Genomic DNA, 20735 nt, shown 5'->3' with positions numbered 1-20735 from the left:
GGTTTCCGTTGCCTTATTCGTTCGTCGTCGCCAGCACTTCCTCGAGCGAGGTCACGCCCTGGCGCACCTTCAGCAGCCCGGACTGGCGCAGGTCGCGCACGCCTTCGCGTTCGGCCTGCGCGGCGATGTCCAGCGAGTTGCCGTTGGTCATGATGATGTGGGTCATTTCCTCGCTGATCGGCATCACCTGATAGATGCCGACGCGCCCCTTGTAGCCGCTGCCCTTGCAGCGCTCGCAGCCGACCGGGCCGAAGGGCTGCCAGCTGCCGTCGAGCTCGTCGGCGCGGAAGCCGGCGTGGAGCAGGGCCTCCACCGGGATGTCCACCGGCTGCTTGCAGGAGCATAAGCGACGTGCCAGGCGCTGCGCCGTGATCATGATCACTGATGAGGCGATATTGAAGGGCGCGACTCCCATGTTGCGCAGGCGCTCGAGGGTGCCGGGGGCGTCGTTGGTGTGCAGCGTGGAGAGCACGAGGTGACCGGTCTGCGCCGCCTTGACCGAGATCTCGGCGGTCTCGAGGTCGCGGATCTCGCCCACCATGATCACGTCCGGATCCTGGCGCAGGAAGGCGCGCAGCGCGGTGGCGAAGGTCAGCCCGGCCTTTTCGTTGACGTTGACCTGGTTGATGCCGGCGAGGTTGATTTCGGCCGGGTCCTCGGCGGTGGAGATGTTGACCCCCGCCTTGTTGAGCATGTTGAGGCAGGTGTACAGCGACACCGTCTTGCCCGAACCGGTCGGGCCGGTAACCAGGATCATGCCGTAGGGGCGGTCGATCGCCGCGAGCAGGGCCTTTTTCTGATCCGGCTCGTAGCCGAGCGCATCGACGCCGAGCATCGCCGAGCTCGGGTCGAGGATCCGCATCACGATCTTCTCGCCATGCAGGGTCGGCAGGGTCGACACGCGGAAGTCGATCGCCTTCGTCTTGGACAGCGTCAGCTTCATGCGCCCGTCCTGGGGTACGCGCTTTTCCGAGATGTCGAGGCGGGAGATGATCTTGATCCGCGCGGCCATGCGCTCCTTGAGCATCAGCGGCGGCTGGGCGATCTCGCGCAGCACGCCGTCGGTGCGCACGCGGATGCGGTAGTACTTCTCGTAGGGCTCGAAGTGGATGTCGGAGGCGCCCTCGTTGATCGCGTCGACCAGCACCTTCTGGATGAAGCGCACCACCGGGGTGTCGTCGACGTCGGCGTTGGCCTCGTCGCCGGAGGCTTCGCCGGGCGCTTCCTGGTCGAGCAGCTCCATGTCGAAGTCTTCGCCGGTGAGGCCGCGCAGGGCGTCCTCGGCGGTTTCGGACAGGGTCTCGACCAGGCGCAGCAGCTTGTCCGCCTCGACCACCACCAGATCGAGCTGGGCGCCGGTCTGGAAGCGGATCTCGTCGAGCGCGCGCATGTTGGAGGGATCGGCCACCGCCAGGGTGAGACGGTTCTGGCGGCGCGCGAGCGGCACCACCTGGTGCTTCTGGATCAGCTTGCGATCGACCGCGTCGCGCGGGATCTGCTGCTTCTCGATCGCCGCGAGGTCGAGCAGCGGATAGCCGAAGGTCTGGGCGGCGAAGCGGGCGGCCTCGCGCAGGCTCATCAGCTTGCGTTCGGCGAGCTCCTGCAGCAGCGAGCCGCTCGCGGAGCCCGCCTTGGCGGCGCTGCAGGAGATGACATCGGCTTCGGTGAGGCGGCCTTGCTGGATCAGTGCCCGGGCAAGACCGTTCAATGCAATCGGGGTATCTGCGGCCATTTCCTGGTCTCTGATGGCGTTCGGCGGATGATCGCCGGCGAGTCCCGGATTGTAAAGAAATGTTCCGCGCTCAGGCGCGAACCATGTCTCAGATGCGGTGCAGGATGACCTCGACGACGAAACGGCTGCCGACGTAGGCGAGCATCAGCGCGACGAAGCCGGCCAGCGTCCAGCGCACCGCCTTGCGGCCGCGCCAGCCCCACAGCCGGCGGCCGAGCAGCAGGGCGCCGAACAGGAACCAGGAGATGAAGGCGAAGATCGTCTTGTGGTCGCCGCGGAACGCCTCGCCGAACAGGCTCTCGGAGAACAGCACCCCGGTGATCAGGGTCAGCGTGAGCAGCACGAAGGCGATCCCGATCAGGCGGAACAGCAGCGCCTCCATGGTCAGCAGCGGCGGCAGCGAGGCGAGCGCGCGATTGAAGCGGGCGTTGTGCAGCTGGCGCCCGGCCACGGCCATCAGCATCGCGTGCAGCACCGCGAGCGTGAACAGGCTGTAGGCGAGCATGGCGATGACGAAATGCACGCGGAAGGCGGGCGAGCCGGCGTTGGCGAGGACGTGCTCGCCGGGAAACACCAGCGGGATCAGCACCGCGACCGCACCGGCGGGCATCGCCAGGCCGTGCAGGCCGTCGAGCCGGGTGTAGAGGGTCTCGATCCAGTAGAAGCAGATCGCCAGCCACACCATCAGCGACACCGACACGCCGAAGCCGAAGCGCATCTCGTGACCGCTCGGGAACAGCGCACCCTGCAGGGCCACGCCATGGACCACGATCGCGAACAGCAGCACCAGGCGATCGCGACGCGGCAGGCAGCTACGCGGCCGGCCGTCTTCGGCGACCCAGCAGTTGCGCCAGAAGACCAGCCCGAGCCAGGCATACAGCGTGGCGGGAACGAGATGAAGTAGAATCGTCTGCATAGAGCCCTAGAGTTTACTCCAAGTCTTACCCTCCGAAGGTCCCCGCGAACATGCTCGACAATCTCACCCAGCGCCTGTCAAAAGTCGTCAAGACGTTGCGCGGCCAGGCCCGCCTGACCGAGGAAAACATCCAGGAAGCGATGCGCGAGGTGCGCATGGCCCTGCTCGAGGCCGACGTCGCCCTGCCGGTGGTGAAGGACTTCATCGCCAAGGTCAAGGAGAAGGCGGTCGGCCAGGAAGTGAGCGGCTCGCTGACCCCGGGCCAGGCCCTGGTCGGGGTGGTGCACGACGAGCTCAAGGCGCTGATGGGCACCGCCCACGAGGGCCTCAACCTCGCCACCCAGCCGCCCGCGGTGGTGCTGATGGCCGGCCTGCAGGGTGCGGGCAAGACCACCACCACCGGCAAGCTCGCCAAGCTGCTGAAGGAGGGGCACAAGAAGAAGGTGCTGGTGGTGTCGACCGACATCTACCGCCCGGCGGCGATCGAGCAGCTGAAGACGGTGGCGGCGCAGGCGGGGGTCGAGTTCTTCCCCTCTACCATCGAGCAGAAGCCGGTCGACATCGCGCTCGCCGCGGTGGATTTCGCGCGCAAGCACCACCTCGACGTGCTGCTCGTCGATACCGCCGGCCGGCTCGCGATCGACGAGGCGATGATGGCGGAGATCAAGGCCCTGCACGCCGCGGTCAAGCCGATCGAGACCCTGTTCGTGGTCGACGCCATGCTCGGCCAGGACGCGGTCAACACCGCGCGCGCCTTCAACGACGCGCTGCCGCTCACCGGCGTGGTGCTGACCAAGCTCGACGGCGACTCGCGCGGCGGCGCGGCGCTGTCGGTCCGCCACGTCACCGGCAAGCCGCTGAAGTACGCCGGCGTCGGCGAAAAGCTCAGCGGCCTCGAGCCCTTCCACCCCGACCGCATGGCGAGCCGCATCCTCGGCATGGGCGACATCCTCGGCCTGGTCGAGGAGGCACGGCGCGGCGTCGACGAGGACAAGGCGCGCGCCTTCGCCGACAAGCTGAAGACCGGCAAGGGCTTCGACCTCAACGACTTCAAGGAGCAGATCGCCCAGATGCGCAAGATGGGCGGCCTGTCCTCGATGCTCGACAAGCTGCCGGCCCAGTTCGCCCAGGCCGCCGGCAAGCTGCAGGGCGGCGCGGAGGAGAAGTCGATCGGCCGCATCGAGGGCATCATCAACTCGATGACCCCGCTCGAGCGCGCGAAGCCGGAGCTCCTCAAGGCCAGCCGCAAGCGCCGCATCGCCGCCGGCGCCGGGGTGACGGTGCAGGAGGTCAACCGTCTGCTCAACCAGTTCGAGCAGACGCAGAAGATGATGAAGCAGTTCTCCAAGGGCGGGATGGCCAAGATGATGCGCAGCATGAAGGGCATGCTGCCGGGTGGCCTGCCGGGCATGCCGAGGTGAGTTCGATGCGTGAAATCTTCGTGGCCTTCGGGCGCGCCCTCAAGAGCCTGGGGCGGCGCGACATCTTCTTCCACCTGGTCTGGCCCGGCGTGCTGGCGACCGCGCTGTGGATCGGCATCGGCATCATGTCCTGGGGTCCGCTGACCACCGGTCTCATGAGCTGGATCGAGGGCTGGGCCTGGGTCGGCGGCTGGCTGCAGGCCTCCGAGATGGTCGCCGCAGTGGTGCTGGTGCTGATCAAGGTCTCGGTGGTGCTGGTGTTCGTGCCGCTGATCTACGTCACCGCGGCGCTGCTGGTGGCGACGATCGCGCTGCCGCTGATGCTCGAGCGCGTCGGCCGGCGCGACTACGCCGATCTCGAGCAGCGCCGCGGCGGCTCGAACATGGGCAGCGCCTGGAACGCGGTGCTCGCCTCGCTGCAGTTCCTCGGCGGGCTGCTGCTGTCGCTGCCCTTCTGGCTGATCCCGGGCGTCGGCCTGGTGGCGCCGGTGCTGCTGACCGGCTGGCTCAACCAGCGCGCCTTCGGCTACGACGCGCTCATGCTGCACGCCGACAAGCAGGAGATGGAGCGCATGCGCGAGGAGCAGCGGATGCCGATGATGGTGCTCGGCGGCGGCTCGGCGATGCTCGCCTACGTGCCCTTCCTCAACCTGGTGGCGCCCGCCTTCGCCGGACTCGCTTTCGTACACTACCTGCTCGAGGCGCTGCGCCGCGATCGCGGCACGCGCGGTGTGAGCATCCTCGACGCCGAGCCGGCGCCGCCCTCCCTGCCACGGAACAGCGCATGAAATTCGGGGCCCTCATCATCGGCGACGAGATCCTCTCCGGCCGTCGCCAGGACAAGCACCTGAGCAAGGTGATCGAGCTGCTCGGCGCGCGCGGCCTCAAGCTGTCGTGGGCGCGCTATGCCGGCGACGAGCTCGGCATGCTCACCGAGACGCTGAAACAGAGCTTCGCCAGCGGCGACGTGGTGCTGAGCTTCGGCGGCATCGGCGCCACCCCCGACGACCGCACCCGTGAGGCCGTCGCCGCCGCGCTCGGCCTCGAGCTGGCGCTGCATCCCGAGGCGGAGGCCGAGATTCGCGCCCGTTTCGGCGACGAGGTCACCCCCGAGCGGCTGCAGATGGGCGAGTTTCCGGTGGGCAGCGCGATCATTCCCAACCCCTTCAACCGCATTCCCGGCTTCTCGATCAACGGCCATTACTTCGCGCCGGGCTTCCCGGTGATGTCGTGGCCGATGATGGCGTGGGTGCTCGACACCCACTACGCCCACCTGCATCACGCCGAGGACTACGTCGAGCGCGCGGTGACGGTGTGGGACTGCTACGAAGGCCAGTTGATCGGGTTGATGCGCGAGATCACCGCCGACTTCCCGCAAGCCACCCTGTTCAGCCTGCCGACCATCGCCGACGAGGGCCAGCGCCGTTCGCTCGAGCTCGGCATGAAGGGGCCGGCTGCGCTGGTGGCTGCCGCGATGGCGCGCATACAGGCCGACCTCGACCGCCGCGGGCTCGAGTGGACCGCCAAGGCCTGAGCCGGGTCGCGCGCGCACGCGCCGCCGCATCCGAACAGCCTCACACCATCGTCATCGATGGCACCGCGGTGCCGCTGACGCTGCGCCGCTCCGCGCGGCGCTCCTTCGCCCTGCAGGTGGATCATCGCGGTGCCCGCGTGGCGGTGCCGCACGGCACGCCGCTTGGCGCGGTCGAGCGTTTCGTCCGCGGCCACGGCCGCTGGCTGCTCGACCGCCTCGAGGCGCGCGAGCGCGCGCCCCGACCGGCGATCTTCGAGCCTGCCGAGGGTGCCCGCCTGCCGCTGTTCGGTGGCGAGGTCCGCCTGCGGGTCGCCGCCTGCCGTGCGACGCACTGGACCGCGGCCGCCGACGGCGGCGAGGCGCTCGTGTTGCCCGCACATGTCGATCGCGGTCGCGCGCTCGAGCGCGCGCTGAAGGCGAGGGCGCTCGCCTGGTACCGCGGCCGCGTCGAGCACTACTGCGGACGGCTCCAGCTTGCCCCGCCGCCGGTGCGACTGACCAGCGCGCGCACCCGCTGGGGCAGCTGCAGCCGCGCGAGCGGCATCCGCCTGCACTGGCGCCTGGTGCACCTCGAGCCGGCGCTGATCGACTACGTGGTCGCGCACGAGGTCGCCCATCTGCTCGAGATGAACCATTCGCCGCGTTTCTGGGCGGTCGTCGAGCGTCTCTACCCGCAATGGCGGGGCGCCCGCGCCGCGCTGCGCAAGGCAGCCGCCGGACTGCCGCTGATCGGCGGCGCTGCCGCAACTTCATTCACGCCACAAGAGGACTGACAAGATGCGAATCCTGCACACGATGCTGCGCGTCGGCGATCTCGATCGTTCGCTCGCCTTCTACACCGAGGTGCTCGGCATGCGCCTGCTGCGCCGCCACGACTACCCGGACGGCAAGTTCACCCTGGCCTTCGTCGGCTACCAGGACGAGACCGAGGGCGCGGTGATCGAGCTGACCTACAACTGGGGCGTGGACAAGTACGAGCTCGGCACCGCCTATGGGCACATCGCGCTCGAGGTGGACGACGCCTACAAGGCCTGTGACGATATCCGCGCCCGCGGTGGCAAGGTGGTGCGCGAGGCCGGCCCGATGAAGCACGGAACCACGGTGATCGCCTTCGTCGAGGATCCGGACGGCTACAAGGTGGAGCTGATCCAGGCGAAGACCTGAGCCGCCTGATTCGAATCAAGGCGCGGCGCCGCGCACGGATCGAGAATCGAGGCATTTTCCCCGCGCGCGGAGGCCCGCCATGCCGACTTCTCCTGCCGATCCAGGCCCGCAGTCCGCACCCGAAGCAGGCGCGCTGCGCCCGGCGCCGATCCGGATGTGCGACCTCGCTGCGGCGTTCGCCGAGGGTGTCGCGGTGTTCCGCGCGGTGCGCGGCCTCAGCATGGCATTCGCCGCGATCTTCGCGCTGCTCGGCCTGATCCTGTTCGTGGCCCTCGAGCTGATGTCGCTTGCGCCGTTGAGCCTGTCGCTGGCAGGCGGCTTCATGCTGCTGGCGCCGGCATTGCTGGCGGGTTTCTTCGCGATCGATGATCGCCATCGTCAGGGCGGGCGGCCGGGCTTCGCCGACATTCGCGCCGGCTTCGCGCGCATGCCGCGCGGCGGCTGGGTCGTGTCCTTCGTCTGCGCGCTGCTGTTCCTGATCTGGATGACCGATGCGGGCACGCTCTACGGCTTCATGGTGGGGCAGGTGCCGAGCGGGTTCGGCCGCCTCTTCGCCTTCGACACCGACATCGCGCGCTTCACCTTCTTCAGCTCGATCATGGGGGCGGTGCTGGCCTTCATCATCTTCACCGTCTCGGCCTTCTCGATCCCGCTCATCTACGACGGACGCGCGACCCTGGTGTCGGGCGTGGCGGCCAGCGTGCGCACGGTGTTCACCCGCTTCCCGGTGGTGATGAGCTGGGCGCTCGCGATGGCGGTGGCGATCATCGTCAGCGCGCTGCTGCTGCCGCTGCTGGTGGTGAGCCTGCCGGTGGCGGCCTACACCGGTCGCGCCCTCTACCGGCGGCTGTTCCCGGGCTGAACCCCGCCGCGCTCAGCGGATGCCGGCGCGGCGTACCAGGGCCATGATCTCGCCGACGATGCCGCGGCGGAAGGCGAGCACGCAGGCGACGAAGATCGCGCCCATGATCACCGTCACCCAGGAACCCACCGTGTCGGCCAGCTCGCTCTGCAGGCTGACGATGGTGGCCGCGCCCACGAGCGGGCCGAGGACGGTGCCGAGGCCGCCGAGCAGGGTCATCAGCACCACCTCGCCCGACGTGTGCCAGTGCACGTCGGTGAGCGACGCGAGCTGGAACACGAGGGTCTTGGTGGCGCCGGCGGTGCCTGCGAGGGAGGCCGAGATGACGAAGGCGAGCAGCTTGAACTTCGCCACGTCGTAGCCGAGCGAGATCGCGCGCGGCTCGTTCTCGCGGATCGCCTTCAGGATCTGGCCGAAGGGCGAGTGGATGGTGCGGTAGATGATGAAGAAGCCGATGCAGAACACCGCGAACACCAGGTAGTACATGGCGATGTTGTCCGACAGGTCGATGAGGCCGAAGAGGTGGCCGCGCGGCACCCCCTGCAGGCCGTCCTCGCCGCCGGTGGCCTTGATCTGCAGGGCGAGGAAATAGACCATCTGCGCCAGTGCCAGGGTGATCATCGCGAAGTAGATCCCGGTGCGGCGGATCGCGAGCGTGCCGAAGATCCAGCCGAGCGCGCCCGCCGCGAGCGTACCGGCGAGGATGCCGAGCTCCGGCGTCAGCCCGAGATCGCGCACCATCCAGCCGCACACGTAACCGGCGGTGCCGAGGAAGGCGGCGTGGCCGAAGGAGAGCAGGCCGACGTAGCCGAGCAGCAGGTTGAAGGCGCAGGCGAACAGGCCGAAGCACAGGATCTTCATCAGGAAGGTCGGATAGATGAAGAAAGGCGCGGCCAGCCCGATCACGAACAGGACGATGAAGATCAGCGGGGTGGCGCGCTCGAGCGCGGACATGTTGCTCTGCATGTTGGCTTCCTTGTGCGCGCTCAGGCGGTCCTGCCGAACAATCCGGCGGGCCGGACCAGCAGCACGATCACCATGATGACGAAGACGACGACCGCGGAGGCCTCGGGGTAGAAGACCCGGGTCAGGCCCTCGATCAGGCCGAGGCCGAGGCCGGTGACGATCGAACCCATGATCGAACCCATGCCGCCGATGACGACCACCGCGAAGACGACGATGATGAGGTTCGAGCCCATCATCGGGCTGACCTGGTAGATCGGGGCGGCGAGCACTCCGGCGAAGGCGGCGAGCGCCACGCCGTAGCCGTAGGTGAAGGTGATCAGCAGCGGCACGTTGATGCCGAGCGCCTGGACGATCTGCGGGTTCTCGGTGCCCGCGCGCAGGTAGGCGCCGAGCTTGGTCTTCTCGATCATGAACCAGGTGCCGAAGCACACCGTGAGCGCGGCGACCACCACCCAGGCGCGGTAGATCGGCAGGAACATGAAGCCGAGGTTGATGCCGCCCTGCAGCAGCTCGGGCACGTCGTAGCTCTGACCGGAGATGCCGTACTGGTCGCGGAACAGGCCCTCGAAGATCAGCGCCAGGCCGAAGGTCAGCAACAGGCCGTAGAGATGGTCGAGCTTGTACAGCTTGCGCAGCATGGTCCGTTCGAGGACGACGCCGAGCAGGCCGATCAGCAGCGGCGACAGCAGCAGCGCGGCCCAGTAGTTGATGCCGAAGCGGGTGAGCGCGATCCAGGCGACGAAGGCGCCCATCATGTACTGGGCGCCGTGGGCGAAGTTGATGATGTTGAGCAGGCCGAAGATGATCGCCAGGCCGAGGCTCAGAATGGCGTAGAAGGAACCGTTGATCAGGCCGATCAGCAGCTGGCTGCCGAACAGCGCGCTCGGTACCCCGAAGATTTCCATGGCGCGGCTCCCGCGCCGGGGACGGTGTGTCGTCCCCGGCGCGTCGTGGTGGATCGGATCAGGCCGGGCGGACGCCGGCGGGCATCACTTCTTCACCAGCGGGCAGCGCGACTCGGACAGCGGCTGGAAGGCCTCGTCCGCCGGGATGGTCTGGCGGATGTGGTAGTAGTCCCACGGACCCTTCGATTCCGCCGGCGACTTCACCTGCGCGAGGTACATGTCGTGCACCATGCGGCCGTCGTCGCGGATGCGGCCGTTGGTGGCGAAGAAGTCGTTGATCGGGGTCGACTTCATCTGCGCCATGACCTTGCCCGCCTCATCGGTGCCCGCCGCCTTCACCGCCTTCAGGTAGTGCATGACCGACGAGTATTGACCGGCCTGCACCATCGTCGGCATCCGCTTCTGCTTTTCGAAGTAGCGCTGCGACCAGGCGCGGGTGTCTTCATTGAGGTCCCAGTAGAAGCCGGTGGTGAGGTACATGCCCTGGGTGTTCTTGAGGCCGAGCGAATGCACGTCGGAGATGAACATCAGCAGGCCGGCGAGCTGCTGCTTGGGCGTGATGCCGAACTCGGCCGCCTGCTTGATCGCGTTGGTGGTGTCGGCGCCGGCGTTGGCCAGGCCGATGATCTTGGCGCCCGAGGCCTGTGCCTGAAGCAGGAAGGAGGAGAAGTCGGAGGCGGGGAAGGGGTGGCGCACCGAGCCGAGCACCTTGCCGCCGGTGGCGGTCACGACCGAGGAGGAGTCCTTCTCGAGCGCCTGGCCGAAGGCGTAGTCGGCAGTGAGGAAGAACCAGCTGTCGCCACCCTGCTGGGTCACCGCCTTGGCGGTGCCGTTGGCGAGCGCGTAGGTGTCGTAGGTGTAGTGCACGTTGAGGTCGGTGCACTGTTCGTTGGTGATCGGCGTCGACCCCGGGCCGCTCATCAGCGTGATCCGGTTCATTTCCTTGGCCACCTTCATCACCGCCAGCGCGGTCGTGGTCGACACCAGCTCGGTGACGGTGTCGACGCCCTCGCGCTCGAACCACTCGCGCGCCTTGTTGGAGGCGATGTCGGCCTTGTTCTGGTGGTCGGCGGAGACCAGCTCGACCTTGAAGTCGGGCTTCTCGGCGGCGACGAAGTCGTCGATCGCCATCTGGGTGGCGAGCACCGCACCGGCGCCGGCGAGGTCGGAGTAGGTGCCCGACATGTCGGTGAGGACGCCGACCTTGACCGTGTCGCCCGAGATCTGTGCGTGCGCGCCGCCGGCGAAGGCGGCGAAGGCTGCGGTGCAGGCGAGGGTGAGCAGTTTGCGAACGTGCATCGTTGTCTCCGTTGGTATGGTTCTGCTCGCGCGGGTCAGACCCCGAGCGTCTGATGCAGCCACGCCATCCGCCCGGGGAGTTCCTCGGCCGGAATGGTGGCGATGATCTCGCCGTGCTCGAGCACGTAGTGCCGGTCGGCGAGCGGTGCGGCGAAGCGGAAGTTCTGCTCCACCATCACGATCGTGAAGCCGCGCGACTTCAGCTCGACGATGACCTCGCCGAGCTTCCTGACGATCACCGGCGCGAGGCCCTCGGTGATCTCGTCGAGCAGGAGCAGGCGCGCCCCGGTGCGCAGTACGCGCGCCATCGCCAGCATCTGCTGCTCGCCGCCCGAGAGCTTCGAGCCGGGGCTGGCGCGGCGCTCGTGCAGGTTGGGAAACATCGCGTAGATCTCGTCGACCGACAGCCCGCCGCTCGACACCTGGGGCGGCAGCAGCAGGTTCTCCTCGGCGCTGAGGGAGGCGAAGATCGCGCGCTCCTCGGGCACGTAGCCGATGCCGTGCTGCGCCATGCGGTGGGTCGGTTCGCCGATGACTTCCTTGCCATTGACCATGACCGAACCGGTGCGCCGGCCCACCAGGCCGAGGATGGCCTTCAGCGTGGTCGAGCGGCCGGCGCCGTTGCGGCCGAGCAGGGTGACGCATTCGCCCCGCATCACCCGCAGGTCGATGCCGTGCAGGATGTGGGACTCGCCGTAGAAGGCGTGCAGGTCCTGCAGGCGCAGCATCTCGGGGCGGGGCTGGAAGGCGCTGGTCATTGTGGGGCGGCTCCGGCTCAGTGGTGGGCGTCGCTCATGTCCTCGGAGCCGACGTAGGCCTCGAGCACCTTCGGGTTCTTCGACACCTCGGCGTAGTCGCCCTCGGCGAGGATGCTGCCGCGGGTGAGCACGGTGATGCGGTCGCACAGGTCGGCGACCACCGACAGATTGTGTTCGACCATCAGGATGGTGCGGTTGGCAGCGGCCTTGCGGATGACCTCGACCACGCGGCCGATGTCCTCGTGTCCCATGCCCTGGGTCGGCTCGTCGAGCAGCATCATGCTCGGCTCGAGCGCGAGCGTGGTGGCGAACTCGAGCGCGCGCTTGCGGCCGTAGGGCATCTCGGCGGTGACCGTGTGGGCGAACTGCGCCAGATCGACCGACTCGAGCAGGGCCATCGCCTGGTCGTCGAGCGCGGCGAGCGACTTCGTCGAACGCCAGAAGTGGAAATGCTTGCCGAGCCTGCGCTGGAGGCCGATGCGCACGTTCTCGAGCGCGGTGAGATTGGGGAAGGTGGCCGAGATCTGGAAGGAGCGCACCATGCCGCGGCGCGCGGTGAGCGCGGGCGCCTCGTGGGTGATGTCGCGGCCCTCGAAGTGAATCGTGCCGGCGCTCGGGGTGAGGAATTTGGTGAGCAGGTTGAAGACCGTGGTCTTGCCCGCACCGTTGGGGCCGATCAGCGCATGGATGGTGCCGCGGCGCACCTTGAGGTTGACGTCGGAGACTGCGACGAAGCCCTTGAATTCCTTGGTGAGGCCCGCCGTTTCGAGGACGAACTCGCTCATGGTCGCTTCCTGCCGGGGTGAAGGTTCGGAGACTCGCTGCGGGAGTCAGGGACGATTGTTGCCGTCCCCCGCGGTGCGCAGTATTGCGGAAAACCCTCCCCGATCGATGACGGCTGCCCGTTGTGGGCAGCACGGGCGACTATGAAGACGTGCTGACGCGCGGCGTGCGTCGGAGATGCGGAGGATCTCTCCCGGTCATCGACCTTCCCTTTACGGTCGATGTGCGGCGTCGCGCCAGGGGCGCAGGCCGAGCACGGCGATCGCCGCCGCCGGCAGCAGCCAGGCGCGCGCGGGGTCGAGCTCCCAGAGCGTGGCGCCGGCGAGCGCGCACCAGGCGAGCGGCACGGCGAGCAAGGGGAGCGGGGCGCGGCGAGCCATCAGCAACAGGCCGAGGGTGGCGAGTGCGGTGGGGTCGGGAAAGAGCCCGAGGATTTCCGCTTCGCGCCAGCCACCACCGCCGGGGAGGCCGACGAAGGGATAGGCGAGGAGCGCGAACAGAAACAGGCCGAGGCCGGCGCGCGACCGCGCGGTGGGCGTGTGCGCCGCCGCCAGAACGCCGCCCGCGGCGCCTAATGCCAGCAGCAGCGCGCCCTGCAGCAGGAAGGCGGCAGCGAAGCCGTTTGCCGCCCAGTTGATCGCGGCGTAGTGGCCGAGATGGAAGACCCAGCCGGTCCATAGCCAGGCGAGCGCGAGCAGCACGGTGGCGATGCGTCCGGCGCCGCCGGGCCTCGCCGCCAGCAGCGGGACGAGCCCGCCGAGCGCCAGGGCGAAGGGCTGCGCCGGCCAGATCGCGACGTTGTAGAGCTCGAGCATGCGGCGGTAGGTGGCGGGCGAGTACAGCGCGAAGTCCGCCAGGGTGTAGCTCCACCAATCGGCCATCAGCGCGCTTCGACCTCGGCGATCATGCGCCGGCGCATCGCCTCGTCGGGCATGGGGCCATGTGCGGCCGCCATGTTCTCGAGCACGTGATCCACGCGACGGGTCGCGGGGATCGCGGCGGTGACCGCCGGGTGGGAAACGATGAACTTGAGCAGCAGCTGCGCCCAGCTGCGACAGCCGAGCTCCGCCGTCCACGGCGGCAGCGGCTGGCGGGCGAGCGCGGTGGTCAGCGCGCCCTGGCGGAAGGGGCGGTTGGCGAGCACCGCGATGCCGCGCTCGCGCGCGAGCGGCAGCAGCCGGCGTTCCACCTCACGATCGAGGACGTTGTAGCTGAACTGCACGAAGTCGAGCGGCTGGCTGCGCATGATGCGCTCGAAGTCGGCGTGGCGCCGGCCCTCCGAGGTGGTGATGCCGACGTAGCGGAGCTCGCCGGCCGCCTTCATCCCGAACAGGGTCTCGAGGTGGGCCTCCCACGACAGCAGGTTATGCACCTGCAGCAGGTCGAAGCGCGGCACGCCCCAGGCCTCGCGCGATGCCTCGATCTGTGTGCGGCCGCGGGGGCCACCGTAGATCCACACCTTGTCGGCGGCGAACGCCTGCGGCGGCAGCCCGAGGCGGGCGAGGCCCTCGCCGATCACCGCCTGCGAGGAGCCGTACATCGGCGAGGAGTCGATCAGCCGTCCGCCGGCGGCGAAGAAGTTGCGCATCACCTCGGCGCAGCCGGCGCGCGCCACCGGATCGTTGCCGACGTTGAAGGTGATCCAGCTGCCCAGGCCGACGAGCGGCAGCTGCTCGCCGGAGGAGGGGATCGGTCGCGTCAGTGGCGCGCCCGCGAGGGCGGCGCCGGTTGCGCGGGCGGTGGCCGGCAAGGCGAGCGCGGCCGTGCCCGCGAGCAGCGCCTGCAACAGGCGTCGGCGCGATGCGGCGCTCATCGCGGCGCTCATCACTGCGCTCCGCTCAGGCACGCGCGTCGGGGCGGTCTGCGCTCGCCGGGGTCATTCGCACAGACCGAGGATGCGTTCCTGCTGGGTGCAGTCCGCGCGCTTGGGCGGTGACGGCGTCGCAGGGGCGCCCTGCATGCAGCTGCGGATCTGTGCTTCGGTCGCGCTCGAATAGGCCCAGCCCTTGCCGAGGGCGGGCAGCGACAGGCTCACCTCCTTCCATTTCGGATGGCCCTCGGCCTGCAGGCGCGGCATGCCCTCGCACAAGGCGCGCGCGAAGGCGGCGAGATGGCGAATGGTCCTGGGCGTCGTGTAATCGTAGGTGACGAGGAAGGCCCGTACCGCGATGCCGTCGAGGTCGGTCGCGAGCAGGTTGGGGTAGCTGCCTGCCCGGATCCGCGCCGGGAAATAGGTGCGGAGGGCCGCCTGGCTGCTGGCGTGCTCGGGGTCGAACTTGAGCAGCTTGATGTATTGGCGCGCCTCGGGCTTCATTTCGGCGAGCAGCCGGGCGGGCTGGCCGGCGACGACGACGACGACGTCCAGGCTGTTGTCGGTGAGCAGGCGCACGAGGGCATCCTCGTTCGTCAGGTGGCTCGTCTTATCGTCCGCGATGGGGGCGCCGAACATGAGCCGGTACAGCGTGGTGGCGGACAGCGCGGTGCCGCTGCCGAGCGGCCCGACGTTGATGCGCGTGTCGGCGATCTGGTGCACGAACTCGATCGGCGCATCGGCGCGGGCGATGAAGTAAATCTCCTCGTCATAGAGCGGGGTGATCACCCGCAGCGGCCGCAGCATGCGCGCCGCCTCGGCATTGCCCTCGTCGGCCTGGTCGAGGAAGGCCTGATAGACGTCGGACTGGACGAGGGCGAACTTCACTCCCGGCTCGTAGCGCAGGCGGCGCACGTTTTCCGCCGACCCGGCGGAGGGCAGGACCTGGAGCGCGATGTCGGCCTGGGGGGCGACGAACTTGCCGAGATCGCGCCCGATCTGGATGTAGGTGCCGCGCTCGGAGGCGGTCACGATCTTGTACTCCGCGGCAGGCTGCGCCGCCGTGGGCAGCAGGAGCGTCACGCAGGTGAGAATGCCCGTTACCAGTCGCCGCATGCCGATGTTCTCCTTTGCCTATCGTTGGGGGTGATCGCACAGTCCGAGCGCATCCAGCGCCGGCTCGCAGGCGGTGGTGGATTTCGGGGGCGGCGCCGTGGGGACGACGGCGTTGAGCGCCGGGTCCGCTGGCGGAGCAGACGCCTCTTCCTGCGCCGCTGCGGCCTCGCCCGCTACGGCCTCGTCGGCGCGGTCGAGCGCGGGCTGAGGCGGTGGCTCGACCACGGGCTCGACCACGGGCTCGACCGGCGGCTCCGGTGCCGTCTCACGCGCATCGGGCACGCTGGAAACGGCGGCCGGGGCGGCCGGGGCGACGGTGCCGGCGGCAGCGGGCGGGGGCGCAGGCTCGTCGGCGGGGCGCAGGGCGAGGTAGGCCAGCGCTGCCAGCAGCGCGAGCACGACCAGCCCGATGAGCGTGGTGCGTACGTCGACCTGCGGCGCCGAGCGCCCCGGGGGAAGGGCGGCGGGTGTCTCGCCCGCCGGGACCTGCTCGGGGTCGCCATTCGTCCCGGGCGCGGCATTCGCAACCACCTGCGGAAACGGCTTCCCGCACTTGTGACACGCCGGCGCGGTGATGTCGTTGATCGCGCCGCAGCCCTCGCAGAGCTGCAGCTTCAACGATGAGCCGCACGCGTTGCAGAATTGTGCATCGTCGGGGTTGTCGTGCTGGCAGAAGGTGCAGCGCGTCGTCGCCATGGCGGGCCCGGGATCCGAGGAGTGTCAAATCATTCAAGCACAATTCGGTCCAATCTGTAAAAGAGTGCACGGAGCCGGGGCGAAACTGGCGTGAACGAGCGCCGGTTCGGGCTCCCGGGCGGGCAGCGGAGGATTACGAGGTCGCGAGATGAGTGCTCCATCCCTTCATACCTATCCGCACCTGGTCGGCGACATTGGTGGAACGCATGCGCGTTTCGCCCTCGTCACCGCGCCGGGTGCCGCCCCCGAGGCGACACGCACGCTGCGGAGCGGCGACTTCGCCGGGCCGGCCGAGGCCATCGCGCACTATCTCGAGGCTTTGCCCGGGGCGCGGCCACGCTGGTGCGCCTTCGGCATCGCCACCCCGGTCACCGGTGACGATGTGCGGATGACCAATCTCGACTGGGTGTTCTCGATCCGCGGGCTGCGTCAGACACTGCGCTTCGAGCGGCTCGAGGTCGTGAATGACTTCACCGCGCTCGCCCTCTCGCTGCCCGCGCTGGCGGGCGAGGACCTGCTCGCGGTCGGCGGCGGCAGGCCTGTTGCGGGCCGGGCGATCGGTCTGCTCGGTGCCGGCACCGGCCTCGGCGTGTCGGGCCTGATCCCCTGCGGCGATGACTACGTCGCGCTCGAGGCCGAGGGCGGCCACGTCACCCTGCCGGCGAGCGACGCCGGCGAGGCGGCCCTGCTCGCGCGGCTCGCGACGCGATACCCGCACGTTTCCGCCGAGCGCGCATTGTCCGGCCCGGGGCTGCTGGCACTGTACGAGGCGCACGCCGCGCTGCGTGGTGAAGTGGGCGAGGCGCTCACCCCGGCCGAAGTGAGCGCGCGCGCGCTGGCGGGCACTTGCCCCCTGTGCGTCGCAGCGCTCGGGAGCTTCTGCGCGATGCTCGGCACCGTGGCCGCCGATCTCGCCCTCACCCTCGGCGCGCGCGGCGGCATCTACATCGGTGGCGGCATCGTGCCCAAGCTGGGGGACTTCTTCGTGCGCTCGGGCTTCCGCGCGCGCTTCGAGAGCAAGGGCCGTTTCAGCGGCTATCTCGCCGCGATCCCGACCTGGGTGATCCGCGCGCCGCATGCGGCGTTGATCGGTGCGGCGCGGGCCCTGGAGCGGCACGGTGAGCCCTGAGCCTGCGGCTCGGCGGAGGAGAAGGGCCGTGCTCCGCATCGCCCGAAAAGAAAAACGCCAGCCCCGAAGGACTGGCGCAAGTGCTTGGTTCTGCTGGTGGGCCCTGCGGGATTCGAACCCGCAACCAAAGGATTATGAGTCCGAGGGAAAGCCCCTTTTTCGACGTTGAGCAGTATGCAGACAAAACGCTAAACGACGGAAAAGCAAGGGAAAAGGCGATTCTCTGCATTGCTTGATGTTGAGCCATATTCTAGAATCCACTTACATAGCGCTTACATGGAACCCCGATGTAAGCGACTGCAAGGGAGACCGAGAACATGGCACGCACCAAACTGACCGCCGGCCGCATCCGTGACTTCGCCTGCCCGACCGGCAAGGCCCAAGCCTTTTTGTGGGATTCCGAAGCGCCCGGCCTTGCCCTGCGTGCGACCGCTGGCGCGAAAGCCTTCGTCTATCAAGGCAAGCTGAACAACAAGGATTTTCGCGTCACCATCGGGGATTCCCGCGCATGGGGAATTGACGACGCCCGCACCGAAGCGCGCCGCCTGCAAACCCTTGTCGACCAGGGCACCGACCCGCGCCAAGAGAAGGCCGAACGCATCGCCGCCAGCGAGGCCAAGCGCGAGGAAGCCCGCCGCATCGAAGCGCCCGCCCTGGAAGCCTGGGCAACCTACCTTGAGGCCCGCCGGCCGAAGTGGGGCGAAACCAGTTACCGGAATCACGTCACCCTGAGCAAAGAGGGAGGCGAGACCATCACCCGAGGCCGCAAGACGACCGAGGACGGCAAGACACAGCCCGGCCTGCTGCGCCCGCTGCTGGTGCTGCCGCTGGCGAAAATCGACGCCGCCCGCGTGCAATCCTGGCTGAAGGACGAAGCCGCCAAGCGCCCGACGCAAGCCGCGCTGGCCTTCCGCCTGCTGCGTGGCTTCCTGAACTGGTGCGCCGACCGCCCCGAGTACCAGAAGCAGATTCACGCCGACGCCTGCGCATCGAAGGCAGTGCGCGAGGAACTGCCCAAGCGCCAAGCCAAGCGAGACGCCCTAGAACGCGAAATGCTGCGCCCTTGGTTCGAGCAAGTGCGCGCCATCACCAACCCGGTGCAGGCCGCTTATCTGCAAGTGGCCCTGCTGACTGGCGCACGCCGGGAAGAAGTGGCCGAAATGCGATGGGAGGACGTGGATTTTCGCTGGAACAAAATCATCATCCGCGACAAGGTGGAAGGCGAGCGCACCATTCCGCTAACGCCCTATGTTTCCGGCCTGCTGCGCGACCTGAAGCGCCGCAACGACACCCGGCCGGCTGAGTTCCGCATCCTTCACGGCAAGCGCATCAAAAACGACCTCGACGCCTGGGAGCCTTCGCCGTGGGTATTCGCCAGCAAGACCGCCGCTTCTGGCTACCTGCAAGAGCCGCGCATTGCGCACAACCGCGCCTTGAGGGATGCCGGCTTGCCGAACATCACGATTCACGGCCTGCGCCGCAGTTTCGGCAGCCTGTCCGAGTGGTGCGAAGTGCCCGCCGGCATCGTGGCGCAAATCCAAGGGCACAAGCCGAGCGCGACCGCTGAAAAGCATTACCGAGTCCGCCCTATCGACCTGCTGCGCCAGTGGCACACGAAGATTGAAGCCTGGATTCTGAGCGAAGCCGGCATCGAACAGCCGACCGAGCAAGAGGCCGCCCCCGCGCTGCGCGTGGCCTGACCGAGCATGCCGCGCCTATCCCGACGGGGAGAAAACCGGGAGACCTTCACCCGGCTGGCGCGGCACCCAAACGAAGGAGCGCATCGAAGGAGCGCGAGAAATGAACCCTTTCAGAAAGGCATTTGAGCTTGCGCCGCCCGACATGCGACCGAGCGAGGACGAGGAACAGCTAGCCCGCATCGAGCAGGCATGGGGAGACTGTGCGCATGGATTCCGAACCGGCATCCGCTGGTCATGGCGGCCGGATGGCGACGCCTTGCATATGCAGTCACTGCTAGATGTGCATGAACTGCTGGAGGTGTATCGGCTGAAATACGAGGCCGGCGACAGTTCCGCGATTCTGTGGGCAATCCGGGAGTGTGCGCGCCAGAATCTGCCGCTTCCGTACTGGTGCGCAACCGGGTTTCAGGAGCGCATCAGACGCTTTGAAGCCGAGCCGGTAACGCTTGATGACGCTTTCGGCGTTGCGCGCCGAATGCCCGCCGGGAAGCGAGGCCAGAACGTGCGCCGCACCCACTCGCAAGCGGTTAGCCTTGCCGTGCGCGTTTGGGATATTCACGCCAAGGAACCGCACCTGAGCAAAGACGCCTGCATCAAGCGAGCGCGCGAGGAACTGCGCTTGCCGATTTGCCAGCGCAAGGCGACCGACCTATTCAACGAGCATGAGCGCCAGCAAAAGCCCTTCCGCAAGGCCCTTCGGATGAACTGGCCGCGAATCTGACTTTGCAGACTTTCGCCCTCGTTTTTGCAAACTGGCGACCGGGGGCATTCCATTGCATGTAATGGGCACCGTCAACACTCGACGGAGCCCCCGCGATGCAAGCCCAAACCATCCCGACCGCATGGCGCAATGATGCGCCGCTCGCCGCCCGCACCCTTTCGACCGAGCAGGCCGCCGCCGCCCTTCACATCCGCCCGCAAACCCTGCGCGCCGCCCTTTGCCGCGATGGGCATTACTGCAACGTTCGCCCGCTGAAGCTGGCTAATCGCTTCCTGGCGTGGCCTGCTGACCAAATCGAACGGCTGGCCGCTGGCGAGGAGGTGGCAGCATGAACGCGCCCGCCCTCATCACGATTGCCAGCCTCGGCCCGGTGGGCGCCCTTCAAGCCGACCCGGCCGCCGGCATGCTGCTGGTCAACGACCCCCTTGGCTTCGTTGTGCGAGCCCGCACAGACGCCCGCGCCCTGCGCGAAATGGCCGACAAGCTGCGCGAGGCCGCCGACCAGACGGAGTGCCATCAGCAGGCCGGCGCAATCCAGGCAGCAAATGCGCGCGGCATTGCCGAGGACGCGCTATCCGATCTGTACCAGTCCGACAGCATTACCGACGCTTCCGCCCGGCTGGCCGCGCGCCTGACGCAGATTTTCGGGCAGGACAAGCAATCCGCCGCCGCTGCTGTAGCCGAGTACCTGACCCCGCGCCTGCTGCGCTCACTGGAGCCCGAGTGCATCGGGAGTGCGCCGGGCAGTGCGATTGCCGAGGCAGTCCGCGAATACAAGGAGGCGCAGCAATGAAAAACGCCCGCCCCCCGAAGGAAGCGAGCGCCCTGGACAAGCGCCGCAATGATACCGCGCCGGACCTTTTCCCGGACAGCCTGCCCGCTGCAACGCCCGCTATCTGGCCGACCGAGGGCACCCGCAAAGCCGACGCACTGCAAGCCCTGATTGCAGGCCCGCTGAATCAAGCCGACTACCGGCCCGGCTGGAGATTGGCCGCGCACATCAAGAGCCTGAAGGATGACGGATGGGGCATCCGCTCGCGCCTTATCGCGCATCCGCGCTGCCGCCCGCTGATTGCGGAATACAGCCTCGACCGGCAGGTCCCCGCAACCGCTGCCGCCCTCGAAAGGCGCAAGCAAGGCGGATTCATCGCCCCCGAGCTGGCCGGCTGGCTGGCGCTTCTGGCTGTGGCCGCAACCCTTGCCGGCTGGCAGTGAGGCCCGGC

At 68.3% G+C, this 20735-nt stretch carries 23 protein-coding genes; 12 read left to right on the top strand and 11 right to left on the bottom strand.

Annotated features, from left to right (window positions below; all coding sequences use genetic code 11):
- Nucleotides 1-13: 13 nt before the first annotated feature.
- Complete coding sequence (pilB, locus tag BB334_RS10260; protein ID WP_068808170.1) at nt 14-1732, bottom strand: type IV-A pilus assembly ATPase PilB; 1719 nt, start codon at nt 1730-1732, stop codon at nt 14-16.
- A gap of 88 nt (nt 1733-1820) precedes the next feature.
- The gene (locus BB334_RS10255; RefSeq protein WP_068808168.1) at nt 1821-2648 is read right to left on the bottom strand and encodes a cytochrome C assembly family protein; all 828 of its coding nucleotides are present in this window, start codon (nt 2646-2648) and stop codon (nt 1821-1823) included.
- A gap of 50 nt (nt 2649-2698) precedes the next feature.
- On the opposite strand from BB334_RS10255, the gene ffh reads away from it, so the two are divergent.
- The 6 genes from ffh (at nt 2699) to BB334_RS10225 (ending at nt 7629) form a co-directional block, all read left to right on the top strand.
- Entirely contained in the window at nt 2699-4069 is a 1371-nt protein-coding gene (gene ffh, locus BB334_RS10250) for a signal recognition particle protein (protein WP_068808166.1), read from the top strand.
- A gap of 5 nt (nt 4070-4074) precedes the next feature.
- On the top strand, nt 4075-4857 hold the full coding sequence (locus BB334_RS10245) for an EI24 domain-containing protein (RefSeq protein ID WP_068808164.1): 783 nt from the start codon (nt 4075-4077) through the stop codon (nt 4855-4857).
- Complete coding sequence (locus tag BB334_RS10240) at nt 4854-5603, top strand: competence/damage-inducible protein A (RefSeq protein ID WP_068808161.1); 750 nt, start codon at nt 4854-4856, stop codon at nt 5601-5603. The genes BB334_RS10245 and BB334_RS10240 overlap by 4 nt, the downstream gene beginning before the upstream one ends.
- Nucleotides 5585-6376 (top strand): M48 family metallopeptidase, encoded by a 792-nt coding sequence (locus BB334_RS10235; RefSeq protein WP_232756711.1) that lies wholly within the window; start codon nt 5585-5587, stop codon nt 6374-6376. The genes BB334_RS10240 and BB334_RS10235 overlap by 19 nt, the downstream gene beginning before the upstream one ends.
- Nucleotides 6377-6380: 4 nt before the next feature.
- Nucleotides 6381-6767 (top strand): lactoylglutathione lyase, encoded by a 387-nt coding sequence (gene gloA, locus BB334_RS10230; RefSeq protein ID WP_068808158.1) that lies wholly within the window; start codon nt 6381-6383, stop codon nt 6765-6767.
- A gap of 79 nt (nt 6768-6846) precedes the next feature.
- Nucleotides 6847-7629 (top strand): DUF2189 domain-containing protein, encoded by a 783-nt coding sequence (locus BB334_RS10225; protein WP_068808155.1) that lies wholly within the window; start codon nt 6847-6849, stop codon nt 7627-7629.
- A 12-nt stretch (nt 7630-7641) separates the two neighbouring features.
- On the opposite strand, the gene BB334_RS10220 is transcribed toward BB334_RS10225, so the two are convergent.
- The 9 genes from BB334_RS10220 to BB334_RS10180 all read right to left on the bottom strand — a co-directional run bounded on the left by BB334_RS10220 (nt 7642) and on the right by BB334_RS10180 (nt 15962).
- A complete protein-coding gene (locus BB334_RS10220; RefSeq protein ID WP_068808152.1) occupies nt 7642-8595 on the bottom strand; it encodes a branched-chain amino acid ABC transporter permease in 954 nt (317 codons plus the stop codon).
- Between the two features lie 20 nt (nt 8596-8615).
- Nucleotides 8616-9500: a branched-chain amino acid ABC transporter permease gene (locus BB334_RS10215; RefSeq protein WP_068808148.1), complete on the bottom strand. Its 885-nt coding sequence runs from the start codon at nt 9498-9500 to the stop codon at nt 8616-8618.
- Between the two features lie 84 nt (nt 9501-9584).
- Nucleotides 9585-10799 carry an ABC transporter substrate-binding protein gene (locus BB334_RS10210; protein ID WP_068808145.1) on the bottom strand — a complete coding sequence of 405 codons (1215 nt, stop codon included), beginning with the start codon at nt 10797-10799 and terminating at the stop codon, nt 9585-9587.
- 35 nt (nt 10800-10834) lie between these two features.
- Nucleotides 10835-11557: an ABC transporter ATP-binding protein gene (locus tag BB334_RS10205; RefSeq protein WP_068808142.1), complete on the bottom strand. Its 723-nt coding sequence runs from the start codon at nt 11555-11557 to the stop codon at nt 10835-10837.
- 17 nt (nt 11558-11574) lie between these two features.
- Nucleotides 11575-12342: an ABC transporter ATP-binding protein gene (locus tag BB334_RS10200; RefSeq protein WP_068808139.1), complete on the bottom strand. Its 768-nt coding sequence runs from the start codon at nt 12340-12342 to the stop codon at nt 11575-11577.
- Between the two features lie 210 nt (nt 12343-12552).
- A complete protein-coding gene (locus BB334_RS10195) occupies nt 12553-13221 on the bottom strand; it encodes a DUF6064 family protein (RefSeq protein WP_068808136.1) in 669 nt (222 codons plus the stop codon).
- Nucleotides 13221-14165 (bottom strand): aldo/keto reductase, encoded by a 945-nt coding sequence (locus BB334_RS10190; RefSeq protein WP_198531225.1) that lies wholly within the window; start codon nt 14163-14165, stop codon nt 13221-13223. Before BB334_RS10190 ends, BB334_RS10195 begins: the two co-directional genes overlap by 1 nt.
- Nucleotides 14166-14216: 51 nt before the next feature.
- Nucleotides 14217-15266 carry a TAXI family TRAP transporter solute-binding subunit gene (locus BB334_RS10185; protein WP_068808133.1) on the bottom strand — a complete coding sequence of 350 codons (1050 nt, stop codon included), beginning with the start codon at nt 15264-15266 and terminating at the stop codon, nt 14217-14219.
- Between the two features lie 18 nt (nt 15267-15284).
- The gene (locus BB334_RS10180; RefSeq protein ID WP_068808131.1) at nt 15285-15962 is read right to left on the bottom strand and encodes a zinc ribbon domain-containing protein; all 678 of its coding nucleotides are present in this window, start codon (nt 15960-15962) and stop codon (nt 15285-15287) included.
- Nucleotides 15963-16110: 148 nt separating this feature from the next.
- On the opposite strand from BB334_RS10180, the gene BB334_RS10175 reads away from it, so the two are divergent.
- From BB334_RS10175 to BB334_RS10150, 6 genes are all read left to right on the top strand, one after another.
- A complete protein-coding gene (locus BB334_RS10175) occupies nt 16111-17091 on the top strand; it encodes a glucokinase (RefSeq protein WP_068808128.1) in 981 nt (326 codons plus the stop codon).
- A 317-nt stretch (nt 17092-17408) separates the two neighbouring features.
- Complete coding sequence (locus BB334_RS10170; RefSeq protein WP_068808125.1) at nt 17409-18791, top strand: tyrosine-type recombinase/integrase; 1383 nt, start codon at nt 17409-17411, stop codon at nt 18789-18791.
- Nucleotides 18792-18891: 100 nt separating this feature from the next.
- Nucleotides 18892-19512, top strand: coding sequence for a hypothetical protein (locus BB334_RS10165; RefSeq protein WP_068808122.1), 621 nt, complete (start codon nt 18892-18894; stop codon nt 19510-19512).
- A gap of 95 nt (nt 19513-19607) precedes the next feature.
- The gene (locus BB334_RS10160) at nt 19608-19844 is read left to right on the top strand and encodes a hypothetical protein (protein WP_068808121.1); all 237 of its coding nucleotides are present in this window, start codon (nt 19608-19610) and stop codon (nt 19842-19844) included.
- Complete coding sequence (locus tag BB334_RS10155) at nt 19841-20305, top strand: hypothetical protein (protein ID WP_068808119.1); 465 nt, start codon at nt 19841-19843, stop codon at nt 20303-20305. The genes BB334_RS10160 and BB334_RS10155 overlap by 4 nt, the downstream gene beginning before the upstream one ends.
- Nucleotides 20302-20727 carry a hypothetical protein gene (locus tag BB334_RS10150; protein WP_068808117.1) on the top strand — a complete coding sequence of 142 codons (426 nt, stop codon included), beginning with the start codon at nt 20302-20304 and terminating at the stop codon, nt 20725-20727. The genes BB334_RS10155 and BB334_RS10150 overlap by 4 nt, the downstream gene beginning before the upstream one ends.
- The last annotated feature ends 8 nt before the right edge of the window (nt 20728-20735 follow it).

The organism is Thauera phenolivorans, from assembly GCF_001696715.1.
GTDB lineage: Bacteria > Pseudomonadota > Gammaproteobacteria > Burkholderiales > Rhodocyclaceae > Thauera > Thauera phenolivorans.
Note: the sequence above shows the minus strand (reverse complement) of the source record. Positions and strands in the feature narration are given on the sequence as shown.